The following is a 25,569-nucleotide window of genomic DNA, read 5'->3' as shown; positions in this document are numbered from 1 at the left end:
GCTCGGCGAAGACGGCGCCGGCCGCCTCCATGATCGCGGCGCGGTTGCGTTCGGCGTCGGCGCGGCGGCCGCGCGGTGCGGGCTGTTCGGGTGCGGGGGTCGGCTGGTCGGCGAGGGTCACGGCATTCAGGGTACAGCGAACTTCCAGCCTTGCGGAGCAATCGCTCCGGTTGTGCCGCCCCCAAGGGGAGCACTCGCTCCGGTTGTGCTACCTTCAAGAGGAGCACTTGCTCCGGTTTGGTGTGGGAGGCCTCTGGGCCTTCGCCTGCACTCCTGCCTGAGCCCGACTCCCCCCAAGAACCCACCGGCGGACCACACGGCCCGCGAGATGAGGAGAGACCCCTTCCATGGCAACCCTTGGATTCATCGGCAGCGGCAACATCGGCACGGCTATCGCCCGGCTCGCCGTCGCGGCGGGGATCGACGTCGTGCTGTCCAACTCCCGCGGCCCCGAGACCCTGGCCGAGACAGTGGCAGAGCTCGGCGAGCGAGCCCGCGCCGCGACCCCCGAGGAGGCGGCCCGGGCGGGCGACTGGGTGGTGGTGAGCATCCCGCTGGCCGCCTACCAGCAGCTTCCGGTCGCCGCACTGGCCGGCAAGGTCGTGCTCGACACGATCAACTACTACCCGTTCCGCGACGGGCACATCGAGGCCCTCGACACGGGCAAAACCACCACCAGCGAACTCGTCCAGGAACACCTGGCCGGCGCACAGCTCGTCAAGGCGTTCAACAACATCAGCGACCACCACATCCCCGCCCTCGCCCGCCCCGCAGGCGCCGCCGACCGCACCGCCCTGCCCATCGCCGGCGACGACCCACAGGCCAAGGCGGACGCCGCCGACCTGATCAGCCGGCTCGGCTTCGACACCGTCGACGCCGGCCCCCTGACCGACAGCTGGCGCTTCGAGCCGGAAACCGACCCCTACGCGGTGCCGTACTCCGCCGCCCCCGACGCCATGAGGGCCTTCTGGACACAGGTCAGCGAAGCCCTCCACTCCGGCACCCTGCCGCAGACGCCGCCCCCCGTCGATGGAGGCGTCCCACTGCCCGCAGCACAGCTGCGCACCCTCCTCGCCGACACCTCCCGCAAGCTCACCGCCGACCGCGTGGTGGCCTGACCCCCTGATCAGTCCTTTGCCGATCCGCCGCACCCGCTCTGCCCTGGAGAGATCCCGGCCGAGCACGGACCCGGACGGAGGGACTAGCTATCCCATCCCTGTGCCACGAGGAGACCCAGCCATGCCGTTCACCGTCACCGACGTGCCGGGCTTGCCCGCCGGGTTCGCCGACACGTTCACCAGCAACACCGTCCAGACAAATGATCTGACCCTGCACGCCGTGGTCGGCGGCGACGGGCCACCGCTGCTGCTCCTGCCCGCCTGGCCCCAGTTCTGGTACCACTGGCGCCTGGTCATGCCCGCCCTGGCCGAGCACTTCACCATCGTCGCCGCCGACGTCCGCGGCCTGGGCGGCAGCGACAAACCCGCCGCCGGCTACACCCTCGGCACGCTCGCCGACGACATGGCCGACCTGATGACAGCTCTGGGCCACGACCGCTTCGCCGTCGCCGGCTACGACCTGGACATGAACGTGGCTCACGGCCTCGCCGCAACCCACCGCGACCGTGTCACCCGCCTTGTCGTCGGCGAGTCCGTCCTCCCCGGCCTCTCCCCGTCCCCACCTCTGATAGCGGACGCGGCCACCAACGCGTTCCTGTGGCACTTCGCCTTCAACCGCCTGAAGGACATCAACGAACGCATGGTCGCCGGACGCGAGGAGATCTACTTCGGACACCAGTTCACCTCCAAAGCCGCCCGGCCCGACGCCATCCCGCAGCACGTCGTGGACGTCTACGTCGACCTGCTGCGCGATCCGGCGGCCCTGCACGCCGTCTTCGAGTACTACCGCACCCTCGACGAATGGTCCGAGCAGGTCCAGCGCTGGCGCGACGAGGGACCGCTGAGCATCCCGGTCCTGGCCATGGGCGGCGAGTACGCCACCGGCACCGGCCCGAGAGAGGTCATGCGCCTGCTCGCCACCGACGTCACCGGACTGGTCATACCTGGAGCCGGTCACTTCCTGGCCGAAGAGGCTCCGGAAGCCCTGACGAAGGCACTGCTGGACTTCCTGCTCTGACCCGGCAGCGCTCAGGCCGACCCAGCAACACCGCCGGTGGCCGCAGCCACAGGTGCACGCGGCCACCACTCACGCTTCCCGTGCGTCGAGCAAACCAGCAAGGACAGCTGGCGCACTTGCCCGCACGGGTTCACGTGCTGACAAGCATTCATATTTCCCAAGAAGGACGTACATCCTATGAATATCTTGATCCTCGGTGCGACCGGCCCCACCGGCCGCCACGTGGTCGATCGGGCCATCGCGGCAGGCGACACGGTCACCGTCCTCGCCCGCAGGCCGGAGGCACTGGCCGACCTGGCGGGCCAGGTCAACGTGGTCGCCGGGGACGCCACCTCGCAGGCGGAAGTCGCCAAGGCCATGATCGGCCAGGACGCCGTCATCTCGGCTCTCGGCAGGAGCACCTCCGTGCGCGCCGACGACCTGTTCACCCGCGCCGCAGCGGCCGTGATCCGCGCGGCCGAGGAACAGGGCGTATCGCGTCTGGTCTGGATGTCCTCGTTCGGCGTGGGTGACACCTACCAATCGGCGAGCGTCGTGCAGAAGATCATGTACCGCACGTTCCTGCGGGACATCTACGCGAACAAGTACCTCTCCGAGAAGGCGATCCGCTCCAGCGGCCTGGACTGGACGCTGGTCTACCCGACCTTGTTGACCAAGGGCCCCGCCAAGGGAACCTACGGCGCCGGCGACCGTCTCCCGATGAAGGGCAACCCGAAGATCAGCCGCGCCGACGTCGCCGCCTTCCTGCACAAGGCGGCCCACAGCCCCGAGTGGATCAACCGCGACGCCGTCATCACGGACTGACGAGCCCAGGTTCCCCGCCGAACGCGATGTCTTGCCAGTGCCCTTGGCGGTCCGGCACGCCATGACCGGAATCCCACTCACGGCGCCGCCGGTCCCCGTCCACCGCGCGAGAAACGCGGCTCAAGGCCGGCTCTCGGCCGAGTTGCCGACCACGGCCACGCGTTCGACACGCCCACACAGGATGTTCAAGGGTCAGCGGTCAGTTGAGCGAAGGAGTTCACATGACTGAGCAAGTTGGCACGCCCATCTTCTCTTCCACCGCGCCGCCCCAGGCCCGCCTTCGACCCTGAGCTGACTCCCGTGCTGCGGCGAGCGAAGGTGAGGACCGAGGCGGTCCGGGCCGCCCGGACGGGTAACTGTCCGGGGTGCGGAGCGAGTTGGACGGTCGGGGTGGACCATCCCGTCTCAGCACGGTGCTGCTCTCCCCGCAGCCGCAAACGGTCCTGGCACAGACAGCGCGCGGAACAGCGCGGGGTGTGAGACCGCACGCCCAGTTACGGCGGGGCTGCTCCACGCGCCGCGCCCGTACGCCCTGTCAGCCGCGAGACGATCGGGCGGGGACGTTCGCGGGTACGCGCCGCGGCCGAATGGATCGAGAACGCCGTCACCCGCGGCGAGGTCGACCTGGACGAGCAGTTGGAAAGCTACTGAAGGGTTCGGGTGAGTAGGCGATGGGGCGGGGAGTCCCCACGTGCCGAGGCGCCAAGCAGGAACTCGCGGAGCCGCTGGATCGCCACGCGGGGGACGGCCTCCGCCAACTCGATCACCAACGCCGGTCCGCTCATGGCCCGGAGCCTAACCATCCGGGACTGCCACCCCCAACCGATTACTCAACGTGGCCGCCTCACAGAAGCAGAAGCTGAGCCAGAACCCGAGAATGGACAGCAGATTTACACCGCTTCCGGAGGCACCTCGTTTGGCGACTGTTCGATGTTCACGAGAATGAGCAGCACGCTGTCTGCACCCGACGGGCCCGCCCGTAAGCGTGCTTGTGTCCGGGGACAGGAGCCGTCACGCCGATCTCCGAACTGAAGGAGCAGGGGTGCACCGCCCGAAGGAGGGCGGCGCAGCCCGATTGCGGTGACGGACGTGACTGCCTGTCAGGCGCGGTTCGGGGCGGGCCGCTCCGGTTCCAGCTGCGGAGCGGGGGTGCCCATGGCCGAGAGCAGGTGGCTGGCCGCCACGGCCCTCGGACTGCTCCCGGGTTCGCGCCTCGGCTCGTCCCCTTCCCTCGCTGGCGGTCAGCCGCGCACGTGCAGCCCGAAAGCCGTGCGGCCCGCAGGTTCCAGTCCCTCCTTCAGGTGCAGCGAGGGGATCTCGTAGTCGCCGAAGTTCTGCCGCCGGAATGCGATCGGCTCGGTCGACTCCAGGGTGAGCAGGCGCTGCTCCCAGGCCTTGGCGACGTCCGGATAGTCCTCGCCGGTCATCCGGTCGGTGCCGTACAGCACGAACGGCGGCAGCACCTCGATGCCCGGGTAGTAGAGGATGCCGTGCTGGATCGGGAACAGCAGATCGTCGATGGGGCCGTTGATCCCGCGAGCGGCGTAATGCGATTCCGGCCCGCCGGTGGTCACCGACAGCAGAGCCCTCCTGCCCGCGAGGGTGCCTTCGCCGAAGCGCTCGCCGTACTTGGTGTCGCTGTGCTCGCCCACGCCGTACGCGAAGCGGTAGGTGAACACCCGGTCCACCCAGCCCTTGAGGATCGCTGGCATCGTGTACCACCACAGCGGGAACTGGAAGATGATCGTGTCGGCCCACAGCAGCTTCTCCTGCTCGGCGACGACGTCCGCGGTGAGCGTCCCGGCGTCGAAGGCCCGGCCCGAGTCCAGGGCCACCTTCAGCGGACGTGAGGCCTCGGGGCCGTAGTCCGCGGCGTCCACGACCGCCTTCCAGTTCATCGCGTACAGATCGCTCACCCGTACCTCGTGCCCGGCGTTCAACAGCGTGGACACCGCGAGGTCCTTCAGCGAGCCGTTGAGCGACTTCGGCTCCGGATGGGCGTAGACGATCAGCGTCTTCATGGGAACTCCTTCGGATCGGATGCCTTCGATCCTGGGCGCGGCGCCGCCCGGCGTTCAGGGGCGCCTCATCCATCGGACGCGACTTCCTGGTAACGGCAGGACCACCTTCACGGGCACAGCCGAGGCCATACTGGGCACATGGACGATCTTGCGGGCTTCCTGCGGACCCGGCGTTCCCGGGTCGACCCGGCGGCCGCCGGCATCCCCACCGACAGCCGCCGCCGGGTCGAAGGGCTGCGCCGCGAAGAGGTCGCGCATCTGTCCGGAGTCAGTGTCGACTACTACGTACGCCTGGAGCAGGGCCGCGCGACCCAGCCCTCCGAGCAGGTCCTCGACGCCCTCGCCCGGGTCCTCGGCCTCGACGAGACCGAACGCGGGCACCTCTGCCGGCTCGCCCGGCAGCACCGCCGCCGCGCGAAGGCACCGGATGGACGGGTCCGGCCGGAGCTGCTGCGCGTCCTTGACCTGGTAGCCGACGCACCCGCGCTGATCATGAACCACCGCCTGGACGTACTCGCCGGGAACCTCCTCGCCCGACTCCTCCTTGGGCGCCCGATGCCGGGCCTGAACACCGCCCGGCACATCTTCCTTGAGGAAGCCGAGCGCGGCCTGTACGCGGACTGGGAGAACTGCACCCTCGACGTGGTCGGGCACCTGCGCCTGGCCGCCGGCAAATACCCCGAGGATCCCCGCCTCGCCTCACTCATCGGCGAGCTGGCGATGGGCAGCGAGCGCTTCCGCCGCCTCTGGGCCCGCGCGGACGTGCGCGCCCGCACACATGGACGCAAGGCGTACCGGCACCCTCTGGTCGGACTGCTGGAATTGCACCAGGAGAACTTCGCACTGCCGGACGAATCAGGCATCGAGCTACTGGTGCTGTCCGCGGCCCCCGGCAGCCCCGCCGAGGACGGACTGCGCCTGCTCGCCGGCCTGGGCGCGGACAGCGGTGACGACGCCCATCCCCCAGCGAACGCCCAGATCCGCGAGTAGCACAACGACGCCCCCACGGCCGGGAACGCCCCAACGCACAAGAAAGAAGCCGGGATGGTGCTGGCCGCTGTCGTGTCTGCTGGACAGTTCCATTTCTGCGTGCGGCGGGGTGCCTCCCAAAGTGCTGTACATCTGCTGTCCATTCTCGGGCTCTGGTCCACTCCATGTGGTCGCCTACGCAGGGTGACCGTTGATCTTCGCGCAATACCGGTGGAGTTCGCCCGAAAATCGCCAGGCTGGACGGTGGTGTGGTCGACAGTCCTTCGCCGGGAACGAGTGGCTGCCACAGCTGGAGGAGCTGTTGTTCTACTCGGTCGAGGGCGTGTTGCTGGAGTCGGTCGAGGTGATCGACACGGTCGTCCGGGTCCAGGCTCATACGACCGCATGGCGGGCGGCCTCTCCGGAGTGCGGATGCTGGTCAGGGCGAATACACGGCTCCTACCTGCGATTTCCTCGTGATCTGCCGACATCGGGCAGGACGTCGTGGTGTCTCTTCGGGTGCGGCGGTTCGTCTGCGCGGAAGACTCGTGCCCACGCAAGACCTTCGCTGAGCAAGTCCCCGGGCTCACTCGCCGGTCCGGACGAAAGACCGAGCAGCTGCGATCGACGCTCCGCCCTCGGAGTTCACGCCCGCCGTAGACCTCGTCGGCGGCAGCCCACCGGGCCGGAAGTCCGGCGTCGCGAGCGCCCTCCAACATGGTGGCGGCGAGCTGGCGCTTGGTGGCGAAGGCCAGTTGGTCCGGGACACCGGTCAGCTCGCGGCGCTCGTCGTCGCCGGCCCAGTCCGTCGTCAGGTACAGAGCCCGGTCGACCAGCGCGTGTCCGGACCTGCTCGCGTAGGTGAGGTGGACGGCCACCTGGCATAGACCGATCCCGCCGAGTGCGCCGGAGTACTGGCGGGCAGCGCCGACCGCGTCCGTGGACGACTTCTCATCCCCGGTCTCGTCCACCACCAACACCGCTTGCTCATCGGCGAGTTGTCGTGCGGTCCAGCAGGCTGTCCGGTCGCCTACCGCGTCGTGGTGCCACACCGCGCGGGGCCAGAAGGCGCTGCAGCCGGTGCGAGCCGCTGTGCCCGAGCGCCTCGGCCAAAGTCCAGCAGTTCGGCCGCTCGACGCCCATCAGCATCGCCTCGGTCATCTCGCGGAACGTCTACCGCGTTTCTCCCTGCGCGGGAAACCCCCCGCCACCAGGCCCATTACCTCCCCGAAGCCGTCCCGCCAGACCTCTTACGCCACGGTTGCCTCTACGGCCGCTGCGTCCAGATTAGTTGTCACAGGCGATCATGATCGCGGTGGCCGTGCTCATGCCCACCGCTGGCTCAGATGGCGGGGCGCCGTGTTCGCCAGTCGACGCTTGGGTCACGCCGGTTCGTAGCGGTGCGTCCGACTCGGGAGCGATCAGAGAGCGCGTAGCAGCCAGGTCAGCCCAAGTTCACAGGCGGTCAGGCCGGCCGCATCACGCAATTGTTCGGCTTCGGTTCCGGGAGGCAGTTCGCCAGCGAGGGTGAGCGCCGCTGCTGCCGTCTGCGGGCGGGCGCCGAGGGATGCCCGCAGGTGGTAGGACAGGCGCAGCTGGGAGATGCCCTGCTCCCGGTCCTGCTCTAGGAGGTGGGCGCCGATGTGACGCACAGCGTAGGACTCCAGAAGTGCGTCACCCTGCTCCCGTGCCTGCTCCAGTGCGTGCCGGTAGGCCAATGCGGCTGCGTCGGGGTCTTTGTCGATGTTGTCGGCGAGCACCCCGAGCCAGAACGCGGCCCAACCAGTCAGCCGTGCGTCGGCCGTGGCGGCGGTGAAGTCCTCGCGGGCCCACTGTAGGTCTTCGGGGAGCGGGGCCAGACCGAACAGCAGCCCCCAGCTGCGGGTGAAGGATTCGACGGCCGCCTTCTGCGCTCCGTACGTCGCCATGTGCGGCATGGCGATCCCGGCGGCGATACTGCTGATGTTGCCGCCGCCCCGCTCGATCATCCCCCGGACAAGTCGTCTACTGAGGCCGAAGGTGGCACGCACGTTGGTGTCCCATGACTCCGTGCTCGCTTCGAGGTCCTGGTCAAGGGCCGGCTTGATGCTGGCCCGGTAGCTTGCCCCGTTGTATCCGCGGGCGGGACGACGAGGCGGTGCCCACCGTGGTCGAAGACCGCACCGCGATCACGGTTCGCGTGGGCAACTCCAAAGCACGCGAGCACGTCACGTTGGGGAAACATGCGGCTTCTACTCTGATTGAACCGGTTGGTTCAGTCAGGCTTGGTTCCGCAGGCTTCAGGAGGCGCTGTGCCGGACGTCAGCTCCGCTAGTTTCATCCCCCGCAAAGTCACCGGCCCACAAGAGGCGGCGGAGGTGCTCGCCGCCGAGGGCGCGGCCATTGTGACCGGGCTGGCGGACGAGGAGAAGGCGGTCGCGATGGGCCGCGCGATCATGGGGGACCGGGCCGTGCGTTGCGGCACCCAGTTCGAGGCGACGAAGGAGAGCGCCCGGGTCGAGGGGATGCAGATGAAGGCGCAGCCCGCCGACAGTCGCGGCCGCAAACGCGACGCCAGCGGCTCGGCCGAGGAGCGAATGGTCGCCCACAACGACGGCTTCGCTTTCGGTGACTACGCCCCTGACCATCTGTTCCTGTGGTGCGAGCGGCCCGCGGCCGGCGGCGGCGACTCCTTCCTGATCGACACCTCCCGGCTGCTGGACCTGCTGGCCGCCGATCCCGGCACCGCCACGCTCGCCGACTTCTGCCGCACTGTCGACATCGACCACTCCGAACCCAACTACCCGCAGCACTGCTTTTCGCCGATCGTCCGGCGGACCCCGTCGGGCCGCTTCCAGGGCCGTCACCATCCCTATCTCGCGCCGGTCGAAGGCCCGTTGGAGCAGGAGCACTGGACGTATGTGCGCGCCTGGCAGGACGCGGTCGTCGCGGCCCGTGACAGCGGGCCGATGTTCCGGGTGGGCCCGGGTGAGATGATGTGCATCGACAACTACCGGGTGCTGCACGGCAGGGACGGGTACAGCGATCCCCTGCGCAAGGTCTGTTCGATCTGGGGCTGGAGCCAGGACGCGGTCGCGGTTCCGGACGGTCCGCTGGACATCGTCGTCCCACGGATCCCGATGGCATCGTGAAAACTCCGTCATTCCAGGGAGATGTGACGGGATATCAGGATCTGGATATCTAGAAATCAGAGTCCAGGAGCGGCGGCGGCCGTCGCCGCCCGCCGGGCGATCGACTCGGCGGCGGACGCGATCACCCGATCGGTCCCGGCCCGGTCGCCCGAGGTGACCAGGTCCAGTTGCAGGCCGCGCCACAACGCGACCAGTTCCCGGGCCAGGTCGTCCGCGGTGGCCTCCGGCACGTCGCCGCCCAGCGAGACCGCGATTCGTTCGCGCCACTCGCTGCCCACCGACCCCAGGAAGCTGTCGAACCGGCCGCGTTGATGCGCGGCCAGGCCCAGTACCTCGAAGAACGTCCGGTGGAACGGCAGGTTCTCGGCTGCCGCCACCGCTTCCCAGGCCGCGGCGATCCGCTCGCGCAGCGGGCGCAGCTGGTCGTCCATGATGACGAAGGCCTCGCTGAGAATCGGGAAGCGCCCGCTCGCCTCGGCCAGCGCGGCCGTGATCAGCTCCTCCTTGGAGCCGAAGTAGTACAGCAGCATGCGATTGTTGGTGCCGATCGCGCTGCCGAGCTTGCGCAGGGTCAAGTCCGCGACGCCGTGCTCCAGGATGTAGTCCGCGGTCAGCCTCAGCAGGCGACCACGTTCGGACAGGGCCGGGGTATCGGGCATGGCCGGCACATTACCCTCAGCTCAATGGACGTAACCGAGCGGCCAGGGGCCGACGGGACACTCACGGACACGGCGGCCTTCCGCGGGCGCTCGCTTCGGCGCCCGACCCAAACCGGGCATGGAACCCGTAAGTAACAAACACGGAATGACAGGGCAACCTCTGTGCGTCAGTCTCGGCTTGGTCGTCCGGCGGCAGACAGTCGGCACTGAGCACGGAGGGATGCGCGATGAGCTTCGTCAGCGCGTGCAGCACGGACCTCCGGTGCCGTGCCCACCAGTCGGCCTGGACGCGCGGACGCGTGGCGCACGGTTCACATCCGGGGTCCGAGGGCTCTCACACCTGACCTCGTACCGATGACCGCGCCCGGCGCCCTGCCCGGTCTGCGGTTCCACGGTGCCTCCACCCCCGGACCGCACTCTTCTCGCCTCGCACGTGTCCCACGCCGCCGTACTGGCGTGCGCGCTTCACAGGTGTCTGTCCGGCCGTTCCCAGCCGCGCCACGCAGAAGGATTTCGCATGACCACTGCTCCACCCCGGCCTGCCCTGCCCCACAGCTGCACGTTCGATGCCGCCGACTGGGCGATCCTCGCCCGGCACTGGTACCCGGTCGCCCTGTCGAGCGAGATCGGCGACGCGCCGACCGCCGTGCGCCTGCTGGACGAGACCCTGGTGGCCTATCGGGTGGGCGGCAATGTGGTCGTGGCCCACGACATCTGCCCGCACCGCGGGGTGCCGCTGAGCCTCGGCCGCGGCGACGGGAACGGCATCACCTGCGCGTATCACGGATTGCGCTTCGGTGACGGCGGGCGGTGCGTGCAGGTGCCGGCCCATCCTGAGTCGAAGATCCCGTCCCGGCTGGACCTGCAGACCTACCCCGTCGTCGAGCGGTACGGGCTGGTGTGGACCTGCCTGCGCCCCGAGCCCGACACGGCCCCGGTGATCCCGGCCATGGCCCACTGGGACGAGGCGGGCTTTCAGCAGATCAACTGCCCCTGGATCGACATCGCCGCGTTCGCCGGCCGCCAGGTCGAGGGCTTCCTCGACGTCGCACACTTCGGCTTCGTCCACCTCGACTCCTTCGGCGACCCCGACAACACCGAGGTCCCCGACTACACCCCGGTACGCCACCAGTACGGCCACTCCGTCGACTACTGGAGCACCGTCAGCAACTACCCGCACGGCACCAAGGAGGCCCCGCCCGGCTTCCGGTGGCTGCGCCACTTCGACGTGCACCTGCCGTTCACGGCCACGCTCGTCGTGCACTTCCCCGATGGCGGGCTGCTCAACATCATGAACGCCGCCTCCCCCGTCTCCGCCCGCCAGACCCGCATGTTCGCCCCCATCGCCCGCAACTTCGACACCGACCAGCCCGTCCAGGCCGTATACGACTTCAACCGCACGGTCTTCGAGGAGGACCGCGCCGTCGTCGAGGTCCAGAAACCCGAGAACCTCCCCCTCGACCCGAGACTCGAAGTGAACATCCCCGCCGACCGCAGCTCCGTCGCCTACCGCCGCGGACTGCGCGACCTGGGCCTGAGCCACTTCTTCACCGCGTAGGGGCCCACCGTGCAGACACTCGACGTCATCGTCCACACGATCTCCCTCGCCTCCGGCACCAGCCGCAGTCACGAACTCCGGGCGGCGGACGGCGGGGCCCTGCCGTCCTTCGAGGCGGGCGCCGAAAATGGCCGTTACGTGTTCTGCATCACACCCCTGCTGTCGATGGCCGAAGACCTGGCCGCGCGGGGAGCGTGGTTCGTCCTGCACCACTACACCTCCGGCGCGGCGGAGGCCCCCCGGCTGGAGCGGCTCCAGACCTCCGTTCTCGGCGAGCGGGCAGTGGTCCACCACAGCGAGCAGGGGGGCACCGTCCGCGCGGGGCTGCCCGCCGAACTGCAAGTCCCGGAAGCGGACACGGCCGTCCATGTCTGCGGGCCAGACGGCTTCATGACCCACGTCGTGGCCGAGGCGACCGCTGCGGGCCGGCACCCCGGGCAGCTTCACACCGAACGCTTCGCCCCGGCGGCTCCGCCATCCGCCGAAACCGGAACCGGTGCCGAAGCCGGAACCGGAGCTGGAACCGGAGACGGGGCGAAAGCCGGAGACGCCACCGCGTTCACCGTACGGATCGCGAGCACCGGCACCGGCACCGGCTGTCCCGTCCCTGCAGACCGCACCATCGCCGAGGTCCTCTCCGCCCACGGCGTCGAGGTCGACCTCTCCTGCGAGCAGGGCATCCGCGGCGCCTGCCCAACCCCCGTCCTGGCCGGCGAACCCGACCACCGCGACGAGGTCCAGTCCCCGGACGAGCGCGCGGCGACCGACCGGATCACCATCTGCTGCTCCCGCGCCCGCACCCCCGAACTCCTCCTCGATCTCTGACCCGGGATCCCTGATCCCGGGCCGACGCTCGACCGGAGACCGGCCCGGCATTGTCCGGGCCCAGCCCCACCCATGTTCCTCATGTCAGCCAGGAGCCGGTGCCGACCCGGCCTGTGAAAGGAAAGCGCGCCATGACCACAAGTTCGAACAGTGACGACAGAGCGTTCGCCGCCCCCGACCGCCGTCTCTTCCTCAGGCGGGGACTGCAGTTGGGCGGTGCCGTCCTGCTCGGCGGTCCGCTGCTCGCCGCGTGCGGCGATTCGGACTCGTCCTCGGCCTCCTCCCCCGCCTCCTCCGGCTCCAAGAGTTTCGGTGAGCTGACGCTCCGGCTGTCGTGGATCAAGAACGTCGAGTTCGCGGGCAGCTACATCGCGGACAGCAAGGGCTACTACACGGACGAGGGCTTCTCGAAGGCCACGCTGATCGGCGGCGGCCCGTCCGCGACGCCGATGGAGACGGACGTCGTCACCAAGAAGGCCCTCGTGGCGATCAGCGCCCCCGACATCACGGGCGCGGCCGTCGCCAAGGGCGCGCCACTGAAGATCATCGGTGCGCAGTACCAGAAGAACCCGTTCTGCATCATGTCGATGGCCAAGGCCCCGATCGCCAAGCCGGAGGACATGTACGGCAAGAAGATCGGAGTCCAGGCGGGCAACGAGTCCGTGTGGGCGGCGTACATCAAGGCGACCGGGCTCGACGAGTCGAAGATCACGAAGGTACCGGTGCAGTTCGACCCGCTGCCCCTGACCCAGGGCACCGTGGACGGCTGGTTCTCCTTCGTGACGAACGAGCCGAACGCGCTGCGTCTGAAGGGCTTCAAGGTCGCCACGATGCTGCTCGCCGACACCGGCTATCCGCTGGTCTCGGAGACGTACATCGTCCGCCAGGACACCATCGACAAGCAGCGTGACCTGCTCAAGGCGTTCCTGCGCGCGGAGATCAAGGGCTGGAAGGCGAACATCGCCGATCCGGCGCTCGGCGCGAAGCTCGCGGCCGAGACGTACGGCAAGGGGCTCGGGCTGACGACCAAGGAGCAGACCCTCGAGTCCAAGGACGAGAGCGAGTTGATGGTGAGCGCCGACACCAAGAAGAACGGCCTGTTCACGGTCACGCAGACGCTGATCGACGAGAACATCAAGACGCTGAAGTACGGCGGCCTCGACATCGCCGCCGACAAGCTCTTCGACCTCTCGATCCTCGAAGAGGTCTACAAGGAAGACCCCAGCCTCATCTAAGGCCCCCGGCGGTACCGGTGCGGCCGCGTCGGCCCGCCGGTACCGGCTTCCCCTACCCGCACCGCACACAGAGGTCATCCGATGAGTACAGCAGCAGCCGTTCCCGAAGCATCCGACGACTCCGGAGGGCCGGCCGATACCGGCACCGGGCTGTCCCTGCGCGGGCTGAGCAAGGAGTTCAAGCTCGGCCGACAGCGCGTACCCGCACTGGCCGGCGTCGACCTGGACACGGCTGAGGGGCAGTTCCTCGCGCTGCTGGGGCCGTCGGGCTGCGGCAAGTCGACCGTGCTGCGGATCCTCGCCGGGCTCGACAGCCCGACCTCCGGTACGGCCCTCGTGCACGGCGAGCACCCGGAGGCGGCCCGCAAACGGCACCACCTGGGCATAGCCTTCCAGGACGCCGCGCTGCTGCCGTGGCGCTCGGTCGCCGCCAACATCCGGCTCCCGCTGGAGATCAGCGGCATCAAGGCCGACCCGGCGGCGATCTCCGACCTCATCAAGCTGGTCGGCCTCGAAGGCTTCGAGAAGGCCCGCCCCGCCCAGCTCTCCGGCGGCATGCGGCAACGCGTGGCCATCGCCCGCTCGTTGGTCGTCGACCCCAAGGTGCTGCTGCTGGACGAACCGTTCGGCGCGCTGGACGACATGACCCGCCAGCGGCTGAACCTCGAACTCCAGCGCATCTGGCAGGCCCGCGCGGTGACCACCCTGCTCGTCACGCACTCCATCAACGAGGCCGTGCTGCTGAGTGACACCGTCGCGGTCATGTCGCCCCGCCCGGGCCGGATCCTGGAGAAGGTCACCATCGACCTGCCCCGTCCCCGCACACCGGAGATGATGCGCTCGCCCGAGTTCCACGCGTACGCCGACCAGTTGTCGGAACTTCTGTTCGGCCGCGCCGACTCGCTCGCCGGCCCGCCCGCCGACAGCGCCGCCGACGCTCACGGTCCCGCGGTGGAGGCGTCATGAGTGAGCGGAGTTCCGCCTGGACCGGCGGGGCCTTCGGCATCGCAGCTCTGATCGGGGCGTGGTCGCTGCTGTCCACCACGGTCGTCGGCACCGGGGACGGCGTGCCCACCCCCTGGGCGGTCGTGGCGAGCGTGTTCGACGACGGCTGGACCTTCTACAGTCCGCATGTCGAGCAGACCGTCGGCGAGGCCCTGACCGGCTATCTGGTCGGCAACGGGCTGGCGCTGGGCCTGGCGATCCTGGTGCTGCTGGTGCCCGTGCTGGAGCGGGTGATCACGCAGATCGCGGTGGCCTCGTACTGCCTGCCCATCGTGGCGATCGGCCCGATCCTGTCCCTCGTCCTCGACGGGGACAAGCCGATGTCGGCGATGGCCGGCCTGTCGGTCTTCTTCACCACCCTCATCGGCGCACTGCTCGGGCTGCGCTCGGCCGACCCGGCCGCGCTCGACCTGGTACGCGCCTACGGCGGCGGCCGCTGGCAGCAGATGCTGCGGGTCCGCCTGATCGCCGCGCTGCCCAGCACCCTGGCCGCACTCAAGATCGCCGGTCCGGCGGCTCTGCTCGGCGCGATCATCGGCGAGTATCTCGGCCGGGTCGACAGCGGCCTCGGCATCGCCATGACCATCGCCCAGCAGCAGCTCGACGTGCCCCGCACCTGGGGCATCGCCCTGGTCTCGGGCGCGGTGGCAGGCCTCGCCTACGGCGCGGTCGGGCTCGTCGCCCGCTACGCCCTGCCGTGGTCGCGCACGACGACAGTGGAAGGCGGACACGCATGAGCACCGCGACACAGACGCACAGGGCCCCCGCGCTGCGCTTCGCGGCGGGCGTGCTGCGCCCGCTGCTGAACGTGGTCGTGACGATGGCGGCCGTCGTCGTCCTGTGGATCATCTTCCTGCAGGCCTACGACCTGGACCCCCTGGTGGCCAAGTCACCGGTCGACATCTTCCACTACCTGTTCACGGGTACGGACGCCGGCGCCCACCGCTCCCTGGTCTCCTCCGGTCTGGGCCGCACGCTGCTGGACGCCGGGTTGGGCTTCGTCGCCGGGCTGGCGGCCGCGGTGGGTGTGGCGGTCGTCTTCGTCCTCCTCCGCAGCGTCGAACAGGCCCTGCTTCCGATGGCGGTCGTCGTACGCTCCGTGCCCTTGGTCGCGATGACCCCGCTCATCACGCTCGTCTTCGGCCGCGGCCTGATGGCCACCACCGTCATCAGCGGTCTGATCGTCTTCTTCCCCGCCCTGGTCACCATGGCCTTCGGCCTGCGCTCCGCCTCCCGCCAGGCCGCCGACCTGTGCCGCGCGTACGGCGCCGGAGGCTGGACCGTCGCCCGCAAGGTCATGCTGCCCAGCGCGGTGCCCGCGTTCTTCGCCAGCGCCCGCATCGGCGTCCCCGGAGCCCTGATCGGCGCGATGCTCGCCGAATGGCTCTCCACCGGGCAGGGCCTCGGCTACGCCATGCTCAAGGACTCCTCCACCTTCGACTACGACCACCTCTGGGCCTCGGTCGCGGTCCTCACCGCGGTGTCCGCACTGGCGTACAACATCATCGCGGCCATCGAGACCGTCGCCCTGGCCCGCTTCGCACCCAACATCCGCCCGGGCACCTGACCCTGTCCCGACTGCGACTGGAGACTTGAGATCGCCCACCTGGACGGTCCCAGCCTCCAGCACGTCCAGATACACGCCCAGGCACGAGAGCCAGCCGAGGTCGAAGACCGGTACGCGGTGTTCGCGGGCGACGGCCCGCATGATGCCGGAATCCGGCGGGAGTTCATCGTGGCCGAGGATCACGCAGCGGCGTGGGCACCACGACGCGGAACAGCGCCTCGCCACCCTCAGGCGGGATCCGAGCCAGGCGTCCTCCGGGAAGCCTGGCCCGGCATCGGTGTCGACGACCAGGTTCGGCCGGAAGCGCCGCGCGTCGAAGTCCCCACCGGGATACACCGTCCGCATCCGCTCCAGAGACGCCGTGGTGACCAAATGGACCTGGCCGAAGTCGAAGAACGTGCCAGCGGCCACGCTGCCCGTCGTGATGCTCTCGCCGATGGCGTCGACGGACGCCGTCTTCCGTGCTGTCTCCGGTACGCCGCCCTCGTACTCCGGGACCGCACGCTCCAACCTGGTGTGCTCGGGTAGTGCGGCCGAGAGGAACACCTGCCGGCCCAGGAGCTTGGACAGCTGCTCGTCGAGGTCGGGGTCTTCCACCCGCAGCGCGGTGCCGTCGGGGAGGACGACCCGGACCGTGCCGGATTCGTCCAGGCGGCTTCGGCAGCGCAGCAACGCGCCCCACTTGCAGGGGTGTTTGGCACTGCCCACCGCGCCCGTCTCGTCGAGTACGGCGTACATCCGGTCGCCTGAGAGCCCGGCCTCGGTGACCGCCACGGCGATCACCGACTCGCCCAGCATCGACTTCACCGGCTACCGGTACAACGCTGCCACAGTCCCCATAGATCAATTGTGGCGTGGGGCGTACCGCTGTGCCATGGACGGCGGTCACCGCACAGACGAGGTCGTCCGTGCGGTGACCGCCTTGGTCACTTCTTCACGGAGTACGAATGCGCGCCGGTGCCGGCCAGCCGGCCGCCGTCGACGATCAGGTACTCGTCGCGGATCGGGCTCCCGGCCAGCCAGGACTCCAGGATCTCCCTCGTCCCCGCCGCGTAGCGAGCCTGTGCGGACAGTGAGGACCCCGAGATGTGCGGGGTCATGCCGTGGTGCGGCATGGTTCGCCAGGGGTGGTCGGCGGGAGCGGGTTGCGGGAACCAGACGTCGCCCGCGTAGCCGGCCAACTGCCCGCTGCGCAGAGCCCGGTCGATGGCATCGCGGTCTGCGATCTTCGCGCGGGCCGTGTTGATGAGGTACGCGCCGCGCTTCATCGTGGCCAGCAGCTCGTCGCCGAACATTCCCTCCGTCTCGGGGTGCAGCGGCGCGTTGATGGTGACGACGTCGCAGTGCGGCACCATGTCCGCCGCGCTCTCGTGCCAGACCAGTCCCAGTTCGCGTTCGACGTCCTCCGGCAGCCGGTACCGGTCGGCGTAGTGCAGCTTCACGTCGAAGGGCGCCAGGCGCCGCAGCACCGCCAGCCCGATCCGTCCGGCGGCGACCGTGCCGACGTGCATGCCCTCCAGGTCGTACGAGCGGGCCACGCAGTCGGCGATGTTCCAGCCGCCGTCCAGCACCACCTGGTGGGAGGGCAGGTAGTTGCGCACCAGCGACAGTGTCATCATCACCACGTGCTCAGCGACGCTGATGCTGTTGGAGTACGTCACCTCGGCGACCGTCACGCCGTGAGCGACCGCCGCGTCCAGGTCGACGTGGTCGGAGCCGATGCCGGCGGTGATCGCCAGCTTCGGGTTCGGCGCGGCGGCGATCCGCTCGGGCGTCAGATACGCCGGCCAGAACGGCTGCCAGGGGTGTTGCAAAGTCCGGTGATCTTGTAGTTGCGCTGGTCAGGCGATGCCCAGGAGGGCGAGCGGGCGGGTGAACGGCTGGTAGGAGACGTGCCGGATGCCAGCGGCGATGTTGCGGTGTCCAGCGGCGCGGAGGGTGTTGATCGCCAGGTTGCGCAAGGTCGCCATGTTCTCGGGTCCATGGCCGGTGCGGATCTTCGAGGCGTCCTCGGCGAAGGTGGTGTCGCGGACGAAGTGCAGCCGGTTCTCGATGGTCCACTGCGACCTGGCGAGTTGGCCCAGGCGCCGGGGCGAGGCCTGATGCGAGGTCAGGTCCGTGATCGCGTAGGCGGTCTGGCGGCTGATGACACCGGTCGTGAGGTTCGTGCGGTAACGCAGGATGCGCACGGCCTGGGCGGCGTGCGGGAAGTCCAGGCCGAGGTCGGTCACGGTGAGGGCTCTGGTCGCCCGGGTTTCCCGGCGGCCGTGGCCGATCTCGCGGTCGTAGCGGCGGGCGGTGACGTCCTTCCACGGCAGCGATCGCAGCTGGCGGTGCAGCTCGGGCTGGTTGGCCTTGACCACCAGCAGGTAGTGCGCCTTCTTCTCCTCCACCAGGCGCGCTGGGTGTGCAGGGCATCGGCCGTGACCGTGACCCCCGTCAGGTCGAAGGGCGCCAGTAGCGCGGCGAAGCAGGTGATCTCATTGGTCTTGTCGGGCACCCGCAGTTGGGTCACGGTCCGGCCGTCGCCGGTCATCGGGGCCAGCAGGTGGGCCGCGGGCGTCTGGCCGCGTCGGAGCCGCGGGCGGTCTTGCCGTCGATCGCCACCGAGTCCGAGCCGGCAGGGGCAGCGCCGGTCAGATCGGCCAGACCACCGGGGCACACCAGGCCGACAACCCGCCGAATCGTGGCGGCACTCGGCGCGACGCGTACGCTCAACGCCCCCGCGACCCGGGCACCCAGGCGGGCCAGGGCATGCTGCGGCGTGTTCGCGGACCACTGGCCGATGGCCGTATATGAGCGTGCTCCGGCGACCACTGCCGAGGCGGCAACCAGCAGCACCGCCACGAACGGGTGACGCACTCCTCGGCGCCGACGCGGATCCGGCAGCAGCCGCAACCGCTCGACCAGCGACAACCCCGCCATGCCCTCCAGGGTGGGCGACTTGACCAGACAGACGGTGGCAGACTGACGACACATCGAAGCTCCGGCGGTACGAGGCGACTTGGGAAGGTCACCCCGTTCAACCGGAGCTTCGTTGCGTTTGTGACGGCCTGGCCCGCCCCCCTTGGACCGCCGAGACCTACGGACTCACGTGATCACCGGACTTTGAAATGCCGCTCGGTTGGCAATTGGCGAGAGCCGGGATGCATCCGAGCGATCGGCTGCGCGGTCGGTCCGTGACCGCTCGGTCAGGCTTCGGTGGGTCGGGCGTCACTCGGCGTCGGGCCCGGCGAGGGGTGGACGGCTTCACGTTCGGTGGCGGCCTGGTGGAGGAGGATCACCTGGTAGCCGCCGACCCGCTCGGGTTCCTTACCGGTGAACCGGGCGATCAGGGTGCCGTCGGATGTGGTGAGGGTGCGCCTCGTTCCCGAATAGCGGTACTCGCCGCTCCCCGACTCCCAGTCCTCGCTGGTGATGGTGACGTCCGACCAGCGGATGGGGCGCATGGTGTGGCCACTGCCGATCACGAGGCCGTCTTCGAAGCAGTAGAGGCGCTCCAGGCGGCCTCCTCGGCGTCGCTCGAAGCGGGGCCAGAGGGCGAGGCCGGCCATGCCCAATCCCATGAACAGCCCACCGGTGATGAGTACCCCGTCGGGCCAGAGCAGGGCACCGAGGAGCAGCTCAAAACTGCAGAGCCCGAGGAAGAACAGGCCCATCGTCATGAGGAACCCGTCGCCGACCGTGGACTGCGGGACGGCGAAGCTCCGGTAACGACCCAGGCCGCCGGCGGCTCCCACCGCCAGCGCCGCCTCGTGTTCGCTCACGCGCCCCTCCCCGCCTCCACGGCCCGCCCCCGTCGTGCGGGGTCCCGCCCTTCCCTGGGAAGACGATGGGGAACGCGTGGGGGTTCCGCGGCCAACGCGGCACGCCCCGCCGCGGAGGTGGATTCCTCCACCGCCATGCGTCCAGGCACTGGCCCGGGGGCGCGCAGCAGGCCCTACGCTACGGGACAGCGGCAGGACGCGACCGGGGGCGACGTGAGTACGCAGAAGGGCATGGCCGAGTGGGGCTATGAGCTGTTCATGGAGCGGTGGCGTGAGCGGCGCTGCGGCCTCGCTCGGGAGGGTGATGCCGGAAAGGGTGTCCTCCCGGGCGGGTTCGAACCGTGTTTGGTGACCCTGTTCCGGTTGCTGGCGTCAGGGGACGTGGATGGTGCCCGCGAGCCCGTTCCGTTGTGGCATCTGAGGGCACTCGCCCGGACCGGCCGCCTCGCGCGTGCGGCCGAGCTGGCGTTCACGATCAGCGACGAGCCCAAGCAGGGCGAAGCGCTGCTGGCGCTGGTGGAGGAGGCGGCCGGCGCGGGAGACCTGCTCGGGGCCCAGGCGCTGGTCGACTCGATCCGTGTGAGGGACTGCCACGACCGTGCCCTGGTCGCGCTGGTGCCGGCGTGGGCCAGGGCCGGTGAACTCGCCCGGGCCCTCGCGCTGGCGGAGCGGGTCCGCTATCCGCACAACTGGGGCATCACCTGGGCCCTCCTGGCGAAAGCACTGGCGGACACCGGGGACTTCCGCGGCGCGCTCGACTTCGCCGACCGCGCCGTGGGCAGTGCGTCCTCACGGGTGCTCACCCTCCTTCTCGACGTGGCCACCGCGGCCGGCGACCACGTCCGGGCCGGTGACCTCGTCGACCGTCTGGAGGACCTCGCCCGGTTCCACGGACCCGGCGGTGGGGGGCACGACCGGGCCGGGCCGCGGCCGCTGACGGCGATCCTGGTCCCCGAGGTCGGCCGCGGCGACCTGGACCGGCTCGACGCCCTCCTGCGCCGTCCGGGCACATCGCCCCTCTACCCCGCAGTCATGGTCGACGTACTGGAGGCAGCTGCCGAGACCGCCGAAGCGGACGTGGTCCTCGCGCTGGCGGAGCGGACGCAGACACTGCTCGACGCCTGCAGCCCCACCTCCTGGCACGCCGACGACCTGCGGACGGCGGCGGCGCTGATGCTGGCCCGGCACGGTCACGTCGAGTGGGCCATGGCCTTCGCCGACGCGATGAACGCCCCCCACCGCCGTGCGGGTTGGCAGGCGGAGATCGTCGGGGAGCTGGCCCGCGGCGGGGACACGGGCCGGGCCGAGACGCTCGCCCACGCGATCACTGACCGACGGGCACGAGCCAGAGCACTGATCGCCGTGGTCGAGGAGTTGGCCCGGCGCGGGGAGACGGACCGAGCCCAGGCGCTCACCCGGGCGATCCCCGACCTCTGGGCGCGGGGGCACGCACTGGTCCCCGTGGTCGAGGAGTTGGCCCGGCGCGGGGAGACGGAGCGGGCCGAGGCGCTCGCCGACACGATCGCCTTCCGCGAGACACGGGACCGCGCGCTGTTCGTCGTCGCCGGGCTGGCCGCGCCGTCCGACGCCCGCAGGCTCGCCGCACGACTCGCCGCGCTCGGCGGCTGGTACGGGATCACCGGTCTCCTGGAACAGTTGGCACCCCAAGGGATAACAGCGGTCACCGATGCCTTGACCGCGTGCCCCGTGACGGCGTAACGGTGAGCCCCCGGGACCGGTCACCCTGGGCCGCGGCAGGAGAGCGCCTCGCACGCTCCTGGGCATCGCCTGACCAGGGCAACTACAAGATCACCGGACTTTGCAACACCCCTGGAACGGCTGCGAGATGACCACGTCCGCGTCGGCCAGCTCACGGTCGAAGACCGAGCCATCGCCGTCTTTGTCGGAGGTGACGACGAGGGTGTGTCCGGCCTTCTCCAGGAAGGAGCGCAGGCCCAGTTCGCCCGAGACGCTGCCCAGCAGATGGCCGGGAGTGAAGTCGATCGCCTCGGGGGTCGGGGCGGTCTGGCCGCGGGGTAGCCGGCGATGGTGGGGATGTCGTCGCGGGCGTACGTGGTCGGGTATCCGTCGGTCGGGTCGTCGTACAGGACGCAGAGCACCTTGGCCATGTCGCTGCTCCTCAACTGGCGTTGCGGGAAGGTGCAGTTCACGATCCTCGTCGGCTTTCTCCCTGGTCAAAGCGAGCTTTGCTATGCCCGTATAGCCGTCGGCTATCAGTGGTCGTGGCCGCGCAGATACGTCCGCAGCAGGTCGTCCAGCGCCTCCCGTACGCCCGCCTCCCGCGCCACCGTCAGCAGCGCCGCGGTCAGGACGGAGGGCGGGTCGTGGGGGCCGGTCACCAGGCCGACCCGCGGCCCGTGCGCGGGGCCTTCCAGCGGTACGACCCGCATCCCCTCCGGCACGCCGAACATGTGCAGCCAGGCATGCGAGATCACGCTGGACCAGCGGCCGCTGGGCAGATGGGCGTAGAGCCCGGCGACGGTGTCCGACTCGATCGCCGGGGCGGCCGTGGCACCGTCCGCGGCGAAGCACTCGTCGATGATGCGGCGGTTGCGCATACGTGAGTTGAGCAGGCACAGGGGGAGGGTGGCGGCCTGCGACCAGGTCGCCGTGCCCACGTCCGCGCGGGGGCCGTCGATCGGGGTCAGGAGCATGTACCGCTCCTCGTACAGGGGCAGCCGGCGCAGGGCGCTGTCGTCGTCGAGGTACGTCATCGCCACGTCAAGCTCGAACTCGGCGAGGCCGTGGAGGATGTCGACCGAGGACAGCGACTCGATGCTGACGCGGGCCCGGGGGTGGCGTTCGCAGAAGGGGGTGGTCAGGAGGAAGGAGGCGGGGAGTGCCGTGGGGACGACGCCGAGGCGGAGCGTGCCGGTGAGGCCGTCGCCGAGGGCGGACAACTCCTGTCGCAGGGCGTCCTGTTCGGCGAGGATGCGGTGCGCCCAGGCCAGCAGCACCTCACCCTCCGGGGTCAGGCCCTCGTACCGTCTGCCCCGGCGCACGATCGGCACCCCCAGCTCGTGTTCGAGACGCCGTATCGCGGCCGACAGTGAGGGCTGGGAGACGTAGCAGGCGGCGGCAGCGCGGACGAAGTGGCGTTCTCGGGCGAGCGCGACCAGGTACTCCAGCTGGCGCAGTTGCATGCGTGAACCTCCCACGGTCCCGAGGGGCGTACCCACCCACCGCCTGCGGCGCTCACGACCGGCACAGCAGGGCCGTCCACAGGTCGAGGCGGTCGGTGAGGCGGGACAGGTCGCGGCCGGTGAAGTGCTCGGCGGCCTGCGACCAGGTCGCCGTGCCCACGTCCGCGAGGGGGCCAATGGCGTGCGCGGTGACCGTACGGACAACCACTTGGCGGCCGGCCAGGCGGGATGACCCCGGTAGCGAGTTCGATTCGGCCGGGCTACAGGGACCTTGGTGACCCTTTTCCGGCCAACCAGCGACCGCTACCGAGTAACCACTCAAGTCGATGAAAACTAGGGCAAATCCCCGCCATTGGTACGCAAGGGGCTTACAGATCAATCCCGATATGATTGCCGAAGCCCGAGTTCGTCTTGATCCCCATCGAGGCCCCACCCGAGGTGCCCACCCAGATCGCTGTTGATCTCGGGGAGACTGGCATCCCAGCCGGGCTGATCGGATACGAGTACCGGCCATTGAGCGAGCCGGTGTACTTCGGGGGGCTCGGTGAGCGGGGACTGGTCGCCATCGCGACGAGTGGCGCGATGGCGGGAGCGCAATTCCATCGGCCGTCGTCAATGGCCGATGGCTTCGCCGCTTCGACGCGCCGGGGTACTACCATTTTCAAGATTTCGGCGGTGTGCCCGATTGGAACGGAAGCAGCACCCCCGGAACCGATAACCTCGCGGTAATGAACACCGTCCTCGCGGCCATCCACGCCGAGGCCAACAAAAGCGCGAAGATCATCCTCCGCGGGTGGCTCTACTTCTCGGACACCATCACGATTACCCGTAGCGTCGTTATCGAGGGCACCGGGATGAGCGACCCATATCCACACCTCGGTGGCCCCGGGGACCGAGTAGCTCCTGGTACGTGGCTCGGATTCCCGCAGAACAAGACAGCCTTCCGAATCAAGGGCGGTGGCGACCGCGAGCCCGAGGGCTACACGTCGAGTGCATGGTTCACTTCCTTCCGTGATCTCACAATCTCCTGCAAGGATCCGGGGACTTCAAGTGGGTACGGCGTCCATGCCACGGCACCGATCTACATGCATAACGTGATCGTCGGCAAATTCGGCGGAGCCAACGTGTTCCTGGACGGCACCAAATCGTTGACCGGGAACCCGGGCGGAAGCGTCTTCACGAATTGCCTTTTCTGGTTTGGCAAGAGCGAAGGAATCCTCCTCTCCGGGATTGATGCCACGGTATGCCTCATCCAGGGATGCTTCGCAATCGGCAACAATTTCGGATTCCGCGACATGAATGGACGGAATGCTTTCGTCGCATGCCACGGCGAAGGGAATACGACGAAGAACTATCTTTTCGAGGGCGACGGTAACAATTCGACCCTACATGGGTGCTACTCAGAGGACGTCGATCGCGCAACTCTGACGGCCTGGAACGATGTTTTCGGCGGGACAATCAACTCTGGGCCGCATTTTGATATCATCTGCGGCGTCATGCGAGGGAAGCCACTCACCTACGAGAACAGGCGAGGCGCGACCGTCATTAGCACGAAAGTGGGTGAGGACTATAAGCCCGATACGCCGCACATGATCTTCGGTGAGATGGTCGTGAACAGACCTTCACCGCCTGCACCTTCGCCATTCTATCCAAGCGACTCACTGCGGTGGCGGTTCCTCGGGCCTTCAAACCCGTGGATCACTCTCGATAGTTGGGGTACCGGGCTCGAAGTGTTGCGCCTTCCGACGCTCGACCTGAAGCTGCGCCGAAGCGCGCCGTACTTCCCGAACGGAATCTACCTCGGGAAGCAACCCCCGGCCGGGCAGCCACCCAAGCAGGTGGTATTTCAAGCTGGTCCCAGCCCTGAGCCGGCGGTACCGAGTCCGAGTAACCTTCCTCAGATCTACGAGATTGGGGACACGATCTGGAAGAGCGATCCGAGCCCGGGTGGCATCTGGGCGCAGCGCTGTGTGGCGGCAGGAACCCTACGTGATATTCAACCGGTTACCATGCCCACTGGGACAGTTAGCACGCCGGGAACGCTCGTTGTCAGCTCGCCGTCATATTTGGCCGTCGGGCAGCGCATCTCAGTCGCTGGCCTCGACGGTGGCGCGACCAAGAAGATCACCGATATCAGTATCAGTGACAAGAAAGTAACGTACGAGCCGGCGAACGGTACCGTAGCCGCCGGAGCAGCGATTACGTTCGTCGCTCCGAAGTTCGAAACGCTCTACGCGGCGAACGGTCCCAGCGTCACGACGGGCATGAACCTAGCCATCACGACCGATCAACGGTTCGTCACCGTCACGGCGGCACAGTGCCTGATCAGCCTCCCGAAGTCGCCGTCCGATGGAGAGACACACGAGATCAAAGGGAGCGGCGATTTCACCGTTACTATTGCTGGTAACGGGGCGAACATCGACGGAGCTGCCAACTACACGCAGTCGACGCATCGAAGCAACACGCGCGTCCGCTTCAACAGCGCGACCGGCGAGTGGGAAATCAGGTGAAGCTCGATCATTGAATTCTCCAGTGGCGCTGTCGGTGACGAATCAACGACATCGTTTTCCGGCGATCAAGGGTGCTGTCATCACTAAGCTTGGCGTTTATGCAGCCTTGCTGCTTGTGACGGCTGCCGCGAGGTTCGGTTTGCCCTGTTTCCCGACGGGGTGCTGTCGTGCGCGGTGCTTGTTCTTCATGCCGGTTGGGCGGCCCGGGCCTGCTGTGC

The 25,569-nt window shown here is 68.9% G+C and carries 21 protein-coding genes and 5 pseudogenes; 14 read left to right on the top strand and 12 right to left on the bottom strand.

Going from position 1 to position 25,569, the window contains the following annotated elements; all coding sequences use genetic code 11:
* Nucleotides 1-347 precede the first annotated feature (347 nt).
* The 4 genes from IH68_RS0148050 to IH68_RS60075 all read left to right on the top strand — a co-directional run bounded on the left by IH68_RS0148050 (nt 348) and on the right by IH68_RS60075 (nt 3,591).
* Entirely contained in the window at nt 348-1,118 is a 771-nt protein-coding gene (locus IH68_RS0148050; RefSeq protein WP_030949958.1) for an NADPH-dependent F420 reductase, read from the top strand.
* A 121-nt stretch (nt 1,119-1,239) separates the two neighbouring features.
* On the top strand, nt 1,240-2,136 hold the full coding sequence (locus IH68_RS0148045; protein ID WP_030949956.1) for an alpha/beta fold hydrolase: 897 nt from the start codon (nt 1,240-1,242) through the stop codon (nt 2,134-2,136).
* Between the two features lie 177 nt (nt 2,137-2,313).
* Nucleotides 2,314-2,940: an NAD(P)-dependent oxidoreductase gene (locus IH68_RS0148040; protein WP_030949954.1), complete on the top strand. Its 627-nt coding sequence runs from the start codon at nt 2,314-2,316 to the stop codon at nt 2,938-2,940.
* 549 nt (nt 2,941-3,489) lie between these two features.
* A complete protein-coding gene (locus IH68_RS60075; RefSeq protein ID WP_420719046.1) occupies nt 3,490-3,591 on the top strand; it encodes a DUF6192 family protein in 102 nt (33 codons plus the stop codon).
* 590 nt (nt 3,592-4,181) lie between these two features.
* On the opposite strand, the gene IH68_RS0148030 is transcribed toward IH68_RS60075, so the two are convergent.
* Nucleotides 4,182-4,961, bottom strand: coding sequence for an NAD(P)H-dependent oxidoreductase (locus tag IH68_RS0148030; RefSeq protein WP_030949951.1), 780 nt, complete (start codon nt 4,959-4,961; stop codon nt 4,182-4,184).
* Between the two features lie 138 nt (nt 4,962-5,099).
* On the opposite strand from IH68_RS0148030, the gene IH68_RS0148025 reads away from it, so the two are divergent.
* Nucleotides 5,100-5,951 (top strand): helix-turn-helix transcriptional regulator, encoded by an 852-nt coding sequence (locus IH68_RS0148025; RefSeq protein ID WP_030949949.1) that lies wholly within the window; start codon nt 5,100-5,102, stop codon nt 5,949-5,951.
* A 632-nt stretch (nt 5,952-6,583) separates the two neighbouring features.
* Here IH68_RS0148025 and IH68_RS60070 read toward each other — a convergent pair.
* A pseudogene (locus tag IH68_RS60070) lies at nt 6,584-7,021 on the bottom strand (IS701 family transposase); the annotation flags it as partial.
* A gap of 330 nt (nt 7,022-7,351) precedes the next feature.
* A pseudogene (locus IH68_RS58900) lies at nt 7,352-8,026 on the bottom strand (SDR family oxidoreductase); the annotation flags it as partial.
* Between the two features lie 195 nt (nt 8,027-8,221).
* Between IH68_RS58900 and IH68_RS0148015 the strand changes: the two are divergent.
* Complete coding sequence (locus tag IH68_RS0148015) at nt 8,222-9,061, top strand: TauD/TfdA family dioxygenase (RefSeq protein WP_030949940.1); 840 nt, start codon at nt 8,222-8,224, stop codon at nt 9,059-9,061.
* A 56-nt stretch (nt 9,062-9,117) separates the two neighbouring features.
* Here IH68_RS0148015 and IH68_RS0148010 read toward each other — a convergent pair whose 3' ends face one another.
* Complete coding sequence (locus IH68_RS0148010) at nt 9,118-9,720, bottom strand: TetR/AcrR family transcriptional regulator (RefSeq protein ID WP_051834145.1); 603 nt, start codon at nt 9,718-9,720, stop codon at nt 9,118-9,120.
* Between the two features lie 517 nt (nt 9,721-10,237).
* Between IH68_RS0148010 and IH68_RS0148005 the strand changes: the two genes are divergently transcribed.
* From IH68_RS0148005 to IH68_RS0147980, 6 genes are all read left to right on the top strand, one after another.
* Complete coding sequence (locus IH68_RS0148005) at nt 10,238-11,278, top strand: aromatic ring-hydroxylating oxygenase subunit alpha (protein ID WP_030949936.1); 1,041 nt, start codon at nt 10,238-10,240, stop codon at nt 11,276-11,278.
* Between the two features lie 9 nt (nt 11,279-11,287).
* Nucleotides 11,288-12,103, top strand: a complete 816-nt coding sequence (locus IH68_RS0148000; RefSeq protein ID WP_051834144.1) for a flavin reductase family protein — start codon at nt 11,288-11,290, stop codon at nt 12,101-12,103.
* Nucleotides 12,104-12,234: 131 nt separating this feature from the next.
* Nucleotides 12,235-13,338: an ABC transporter substrate-binding protein gene (locus tag IH68_RS0147995; RefSeq protein ID WP_030949931.1), complete on the top strand. Its 1,104-nt coding sequence runs from the start codon at nt 12,235-12,237 to the stop codon at nt 13,336-13,338.
* An 81-nt stretch (nt 13,339-13,419) separates the two neighbouring features.
* Complete coding sequence (locus tag IH68_RS0147990) at nt 13,420-14,304, top strand: ABC transporter ATP-binding protein (RefSeq protein WP_051834143.1); 885 nt, start codon at nt 13,420-13,422, stop codon at nt 14,302-14,304.
* Nucleotides 14,301-15,080, top strand: coding sequence for an ABC transporter permease (locus IH68_RS0147985; protein WP_030949928.1), 780 nt, complete (start codon nt 14,301-14,303; stop codon nt 15,078-15,080). The genes IH68_RS0147990 and IH68_RS0147985 overlap by 4 nt, the downstream gene beginning before the upstream one ends.
* Nucleotides 15,077-15,910, top strand: a complete 834-nt coding sequence (locus IH68_RS0147980; protein ID WP_030949925.1) for an ABC transporter permease — start codon at nt 15,077-15,079, stop codon at nt 15,908-15,910. The genes IH68_RS0147985 and IH68_RS0147980 overlap by 4 nt, the downstream gene beginning before the upstream one ends.
* A 42-nt stretch (nt 15,911-15,952) precedes the next feature.
* Here IH68_RS0147980 and IH68_RS54740 read toward each other — a convergent pair.
* The 5 genes and pseudogenes from IH68_RS54740 to IH68_RS0147965 form a co-directional block, all read right to left on the bottom strand.
* Nucleotides 15,953-16,708 (bottom strand): annotated as a pseudogene (locus IH68_RS54740) (MOSC domain-containing protein); the annotation flags it as partial.
* 128 nt (nt 16,709-16,836) lie between these two features.
* Nucleotides 16,837-17,709, bottom strand: a pseudogene (locus tag IH68_RS0147975) (NAD-dependent formate dehydrogenase); the annotation flags it as partial.
* 42 nt (nt 17,710-17,751) lie between these two features.
* Nucleotides 17,752-18,384 carry an ISAs1 family transposase gene (locus IH68_RS58895; protein WP_420719045.1) on the bottom strand — a complete coding sequence of 211 codons (633 nt, stop codon included), beginning with the start codon at nt 18,382-18,384 and terminating at the stop codon, nt 17,752-17,754.
* A gap of 58 nt (nt 18,385-18,442) precedes the next feature.
* Complete coding sequence (locus tag IH68_RS58890) at nt 18,443-18,889, bottom strand: transposase family protein (protein WP_234341845.1); 447 nt, start codon at nt 18,887-18,889, stop codon at nt 18,443-18,445.
* Between the two features lie 212 nt (nt 18,890-19,101).
* On the bottom strand, nt 19,102-19,677 hold the full coding sequence (locus tag IH68_RS0147965; RefSeq protein ID WP_030949920.1) for a hypothetical protein: 576 nt from the start codon (nt 19,675-19,677) through the stop codon (nt 19,102-19,104).
* 213 nt (nt 19,678-19,890) lie between these two features.
* Here IH68_RS0147965 and IH68_RS0147960 point away from each other — a divergent pair, with 213 nt between their 5' ends.
* On the top strand, nt 19,891-21,396 hold the full coding sequence (locus IH68_RS0147960; RefSeq protein WP_159403887.1) for a hypothetical protein: 1,506 nt from the start codon (nt 19,891-19,893) through the stop codon (nt 21,394-21,396).
* A gap of 114 nt (nt 21,397-21,510) precedes the next feature.
* Here IH68_RS0147960 and IH68_RS54735 read toward each other — a convergent pair.
* The 3 genes and pseudogenes from IH68_RS54735 to IH68_RS56880 all read right to left on the bottom strand — a co-directional run.
* Nucleotides 21,511-21,806 (bottom strand): annotated as a pseudogene (locus tag IH68_RS54735) (NAD-dependent formate dehydrogenase); the annotation flags it as partial.
* 105 nt (nt 21,807-21,911) lie between these two features.
* Nucleotides 21,912-22,841 (bottom strand): LysR family transcriptional regulator, encoded by a 930-nt coding sequence (locus IH68_RS0147955; RefSeq protein ID WP_030949914.1) that lies wholly within the window; start codon nt 22,839-22,841, stop codon nt 21,912-21,914.
* Nucleotides 22,842-22,893: 52 nt separating this feature from the next.
* Complete coding sequence (locus tag IH68_RS56880) at nt 22,894-23,049, bottom strand: hypothetical protein (RefSeq protein ID WP_159403886.1); 156 nt, start codon at nt 23,047-23,049, stop codon at nt 22,894-22,896.
* Nucleotides 23,050-23,569: 520 nt separating this feature from the next.
* Here IH68_RS56880 and IH68_RS56875 point away from each other — a divergent pair.
* The gene (locus tag IH68_RS56875) at nt 23,570-25,351 is read left to right on the top strand and encodes a hypothetical protein (RefSeq protein WP_159403885.1); all 1,782 of its coding nucleotides are present in this window, start codon (nt 23,570-23,572) and stop codon (nt 25,349-25,351) included.
* Nucleotides 25,352-25,569: the final 218 nt, after the last annotated feature.

Source organism: Streptomyces sp. NRRL S-646, assembly GCF_000720765.1.
Classification (GTDB): domain Bacteria; phylum Actinomycetota; class Actinomycetes; order Streptomycetales; family Streptomycetaceae; genus Streptomyces.
The sequence above is the reverse complement of the archived record's forward strand: the minus strand, read 5'-3'. Positions and strand labels throughout refer to the sequence as shown.

Bases quoted from the DNA above. Each gene is read 5' to 3' on its own strand.
- IH68_RS0148050 (WP_030949958.1), top strand. From the start codon at position 348: ATGGCAACCCTTGGATTCATCGGCAGCGGCAACATCGGCACGGCTATC.
- IH68_RS0148045 (WP_030949956.1), top strand. From the start codon at position 1,240: ATGCCGTTCACCGTCACCGACGTGCCGGGCTTGCCCGCCGGGTTCGCC.
- IH68_RS0148040 (WP_030949954.1), top strand. From the start codon at position 2,314: ATGAATATCTTGATCCTCGGTGCGACCGGCCCCACCGGCCGCCACGTG.
- IH68_RS0148030 (WP_030949951.1), bottom strand. From the start codon at position 4,961: ATGAAGACGCTGATCGTCTACGCCCATCCGGAGCCGAAGTCGCTCAAC.
- IH68_RS0148025 (WP_030949949.1), top strand. From the start codon at position 5,100: ATGGACGATCTTGCGGGCTTCCTGCGGACCCGGCGTTCCCGGGTCGAC.
- IH68_RS0148010 (WP_051834145.1), bottom strand. From the start codon at position 9,720: ATGCCCGATACCCCGGCCCTGTCCGAACGTGGTCGCCTGCTGAGGCTG.
- IH68_RS0148005 (WP_030949936.1), top strand. From the start codon at position 10,238: ATGACCACTGCTCCACCCCGGCCTGCCCTGCCCCACAGCTGCACGTTC.
- IH68_RS0147995 (WP_030949931.1), top strand. From the start codon at position 12,235: ATGACCACAAGTTCGAACAGTGACGACAGAGCGTTCGCCGCCCCCGAC.
- IH68_RS0147990 (WP_051834143.1), top strand. From the start codon at position 13,420: ATGAGTACAGCAGCAGCCGTTCCCGAAGCATCCGACGACTCCGGAGGG.
- IH68_RS0147985 (WP_030949928.1), top strand. From the start codon at position 14,301: ATGAGTGAGCGGAGTTCCGCCTGGACCGGCGGGGCCTTCGGCATCGCA.
- IH68_RS0147980 (WP_030949925.1), top strand. From the start codon at position 15,077: ATGAGCACCGCGACACAGACGCACAGGGCCCCCGCGCTGCGCTTCGCG.
- IH68_RS58890 (WP_234341845.1), bottom strand. From the start codon at position 18,889: ATGTGTCGTCAGTCTGCCACCGTCTGTCTGGTCAAGTCGCCCACCCTG.
- IH68_RS0147955 (WP_030949914.1), bottom strand. From the start codon at position 22,841: ATGCAACTGCGCCAGCTGGAGTACCTGGTCGCGCTCGCCCGAGAACGC.
- IH68_RS56875 (WP_159403885.1), top strand. From the start codon at position 23,570: ATGAACACCGTCCTCGCGGCCATCCACGCCGAGGCCAACAAAAGCGCG.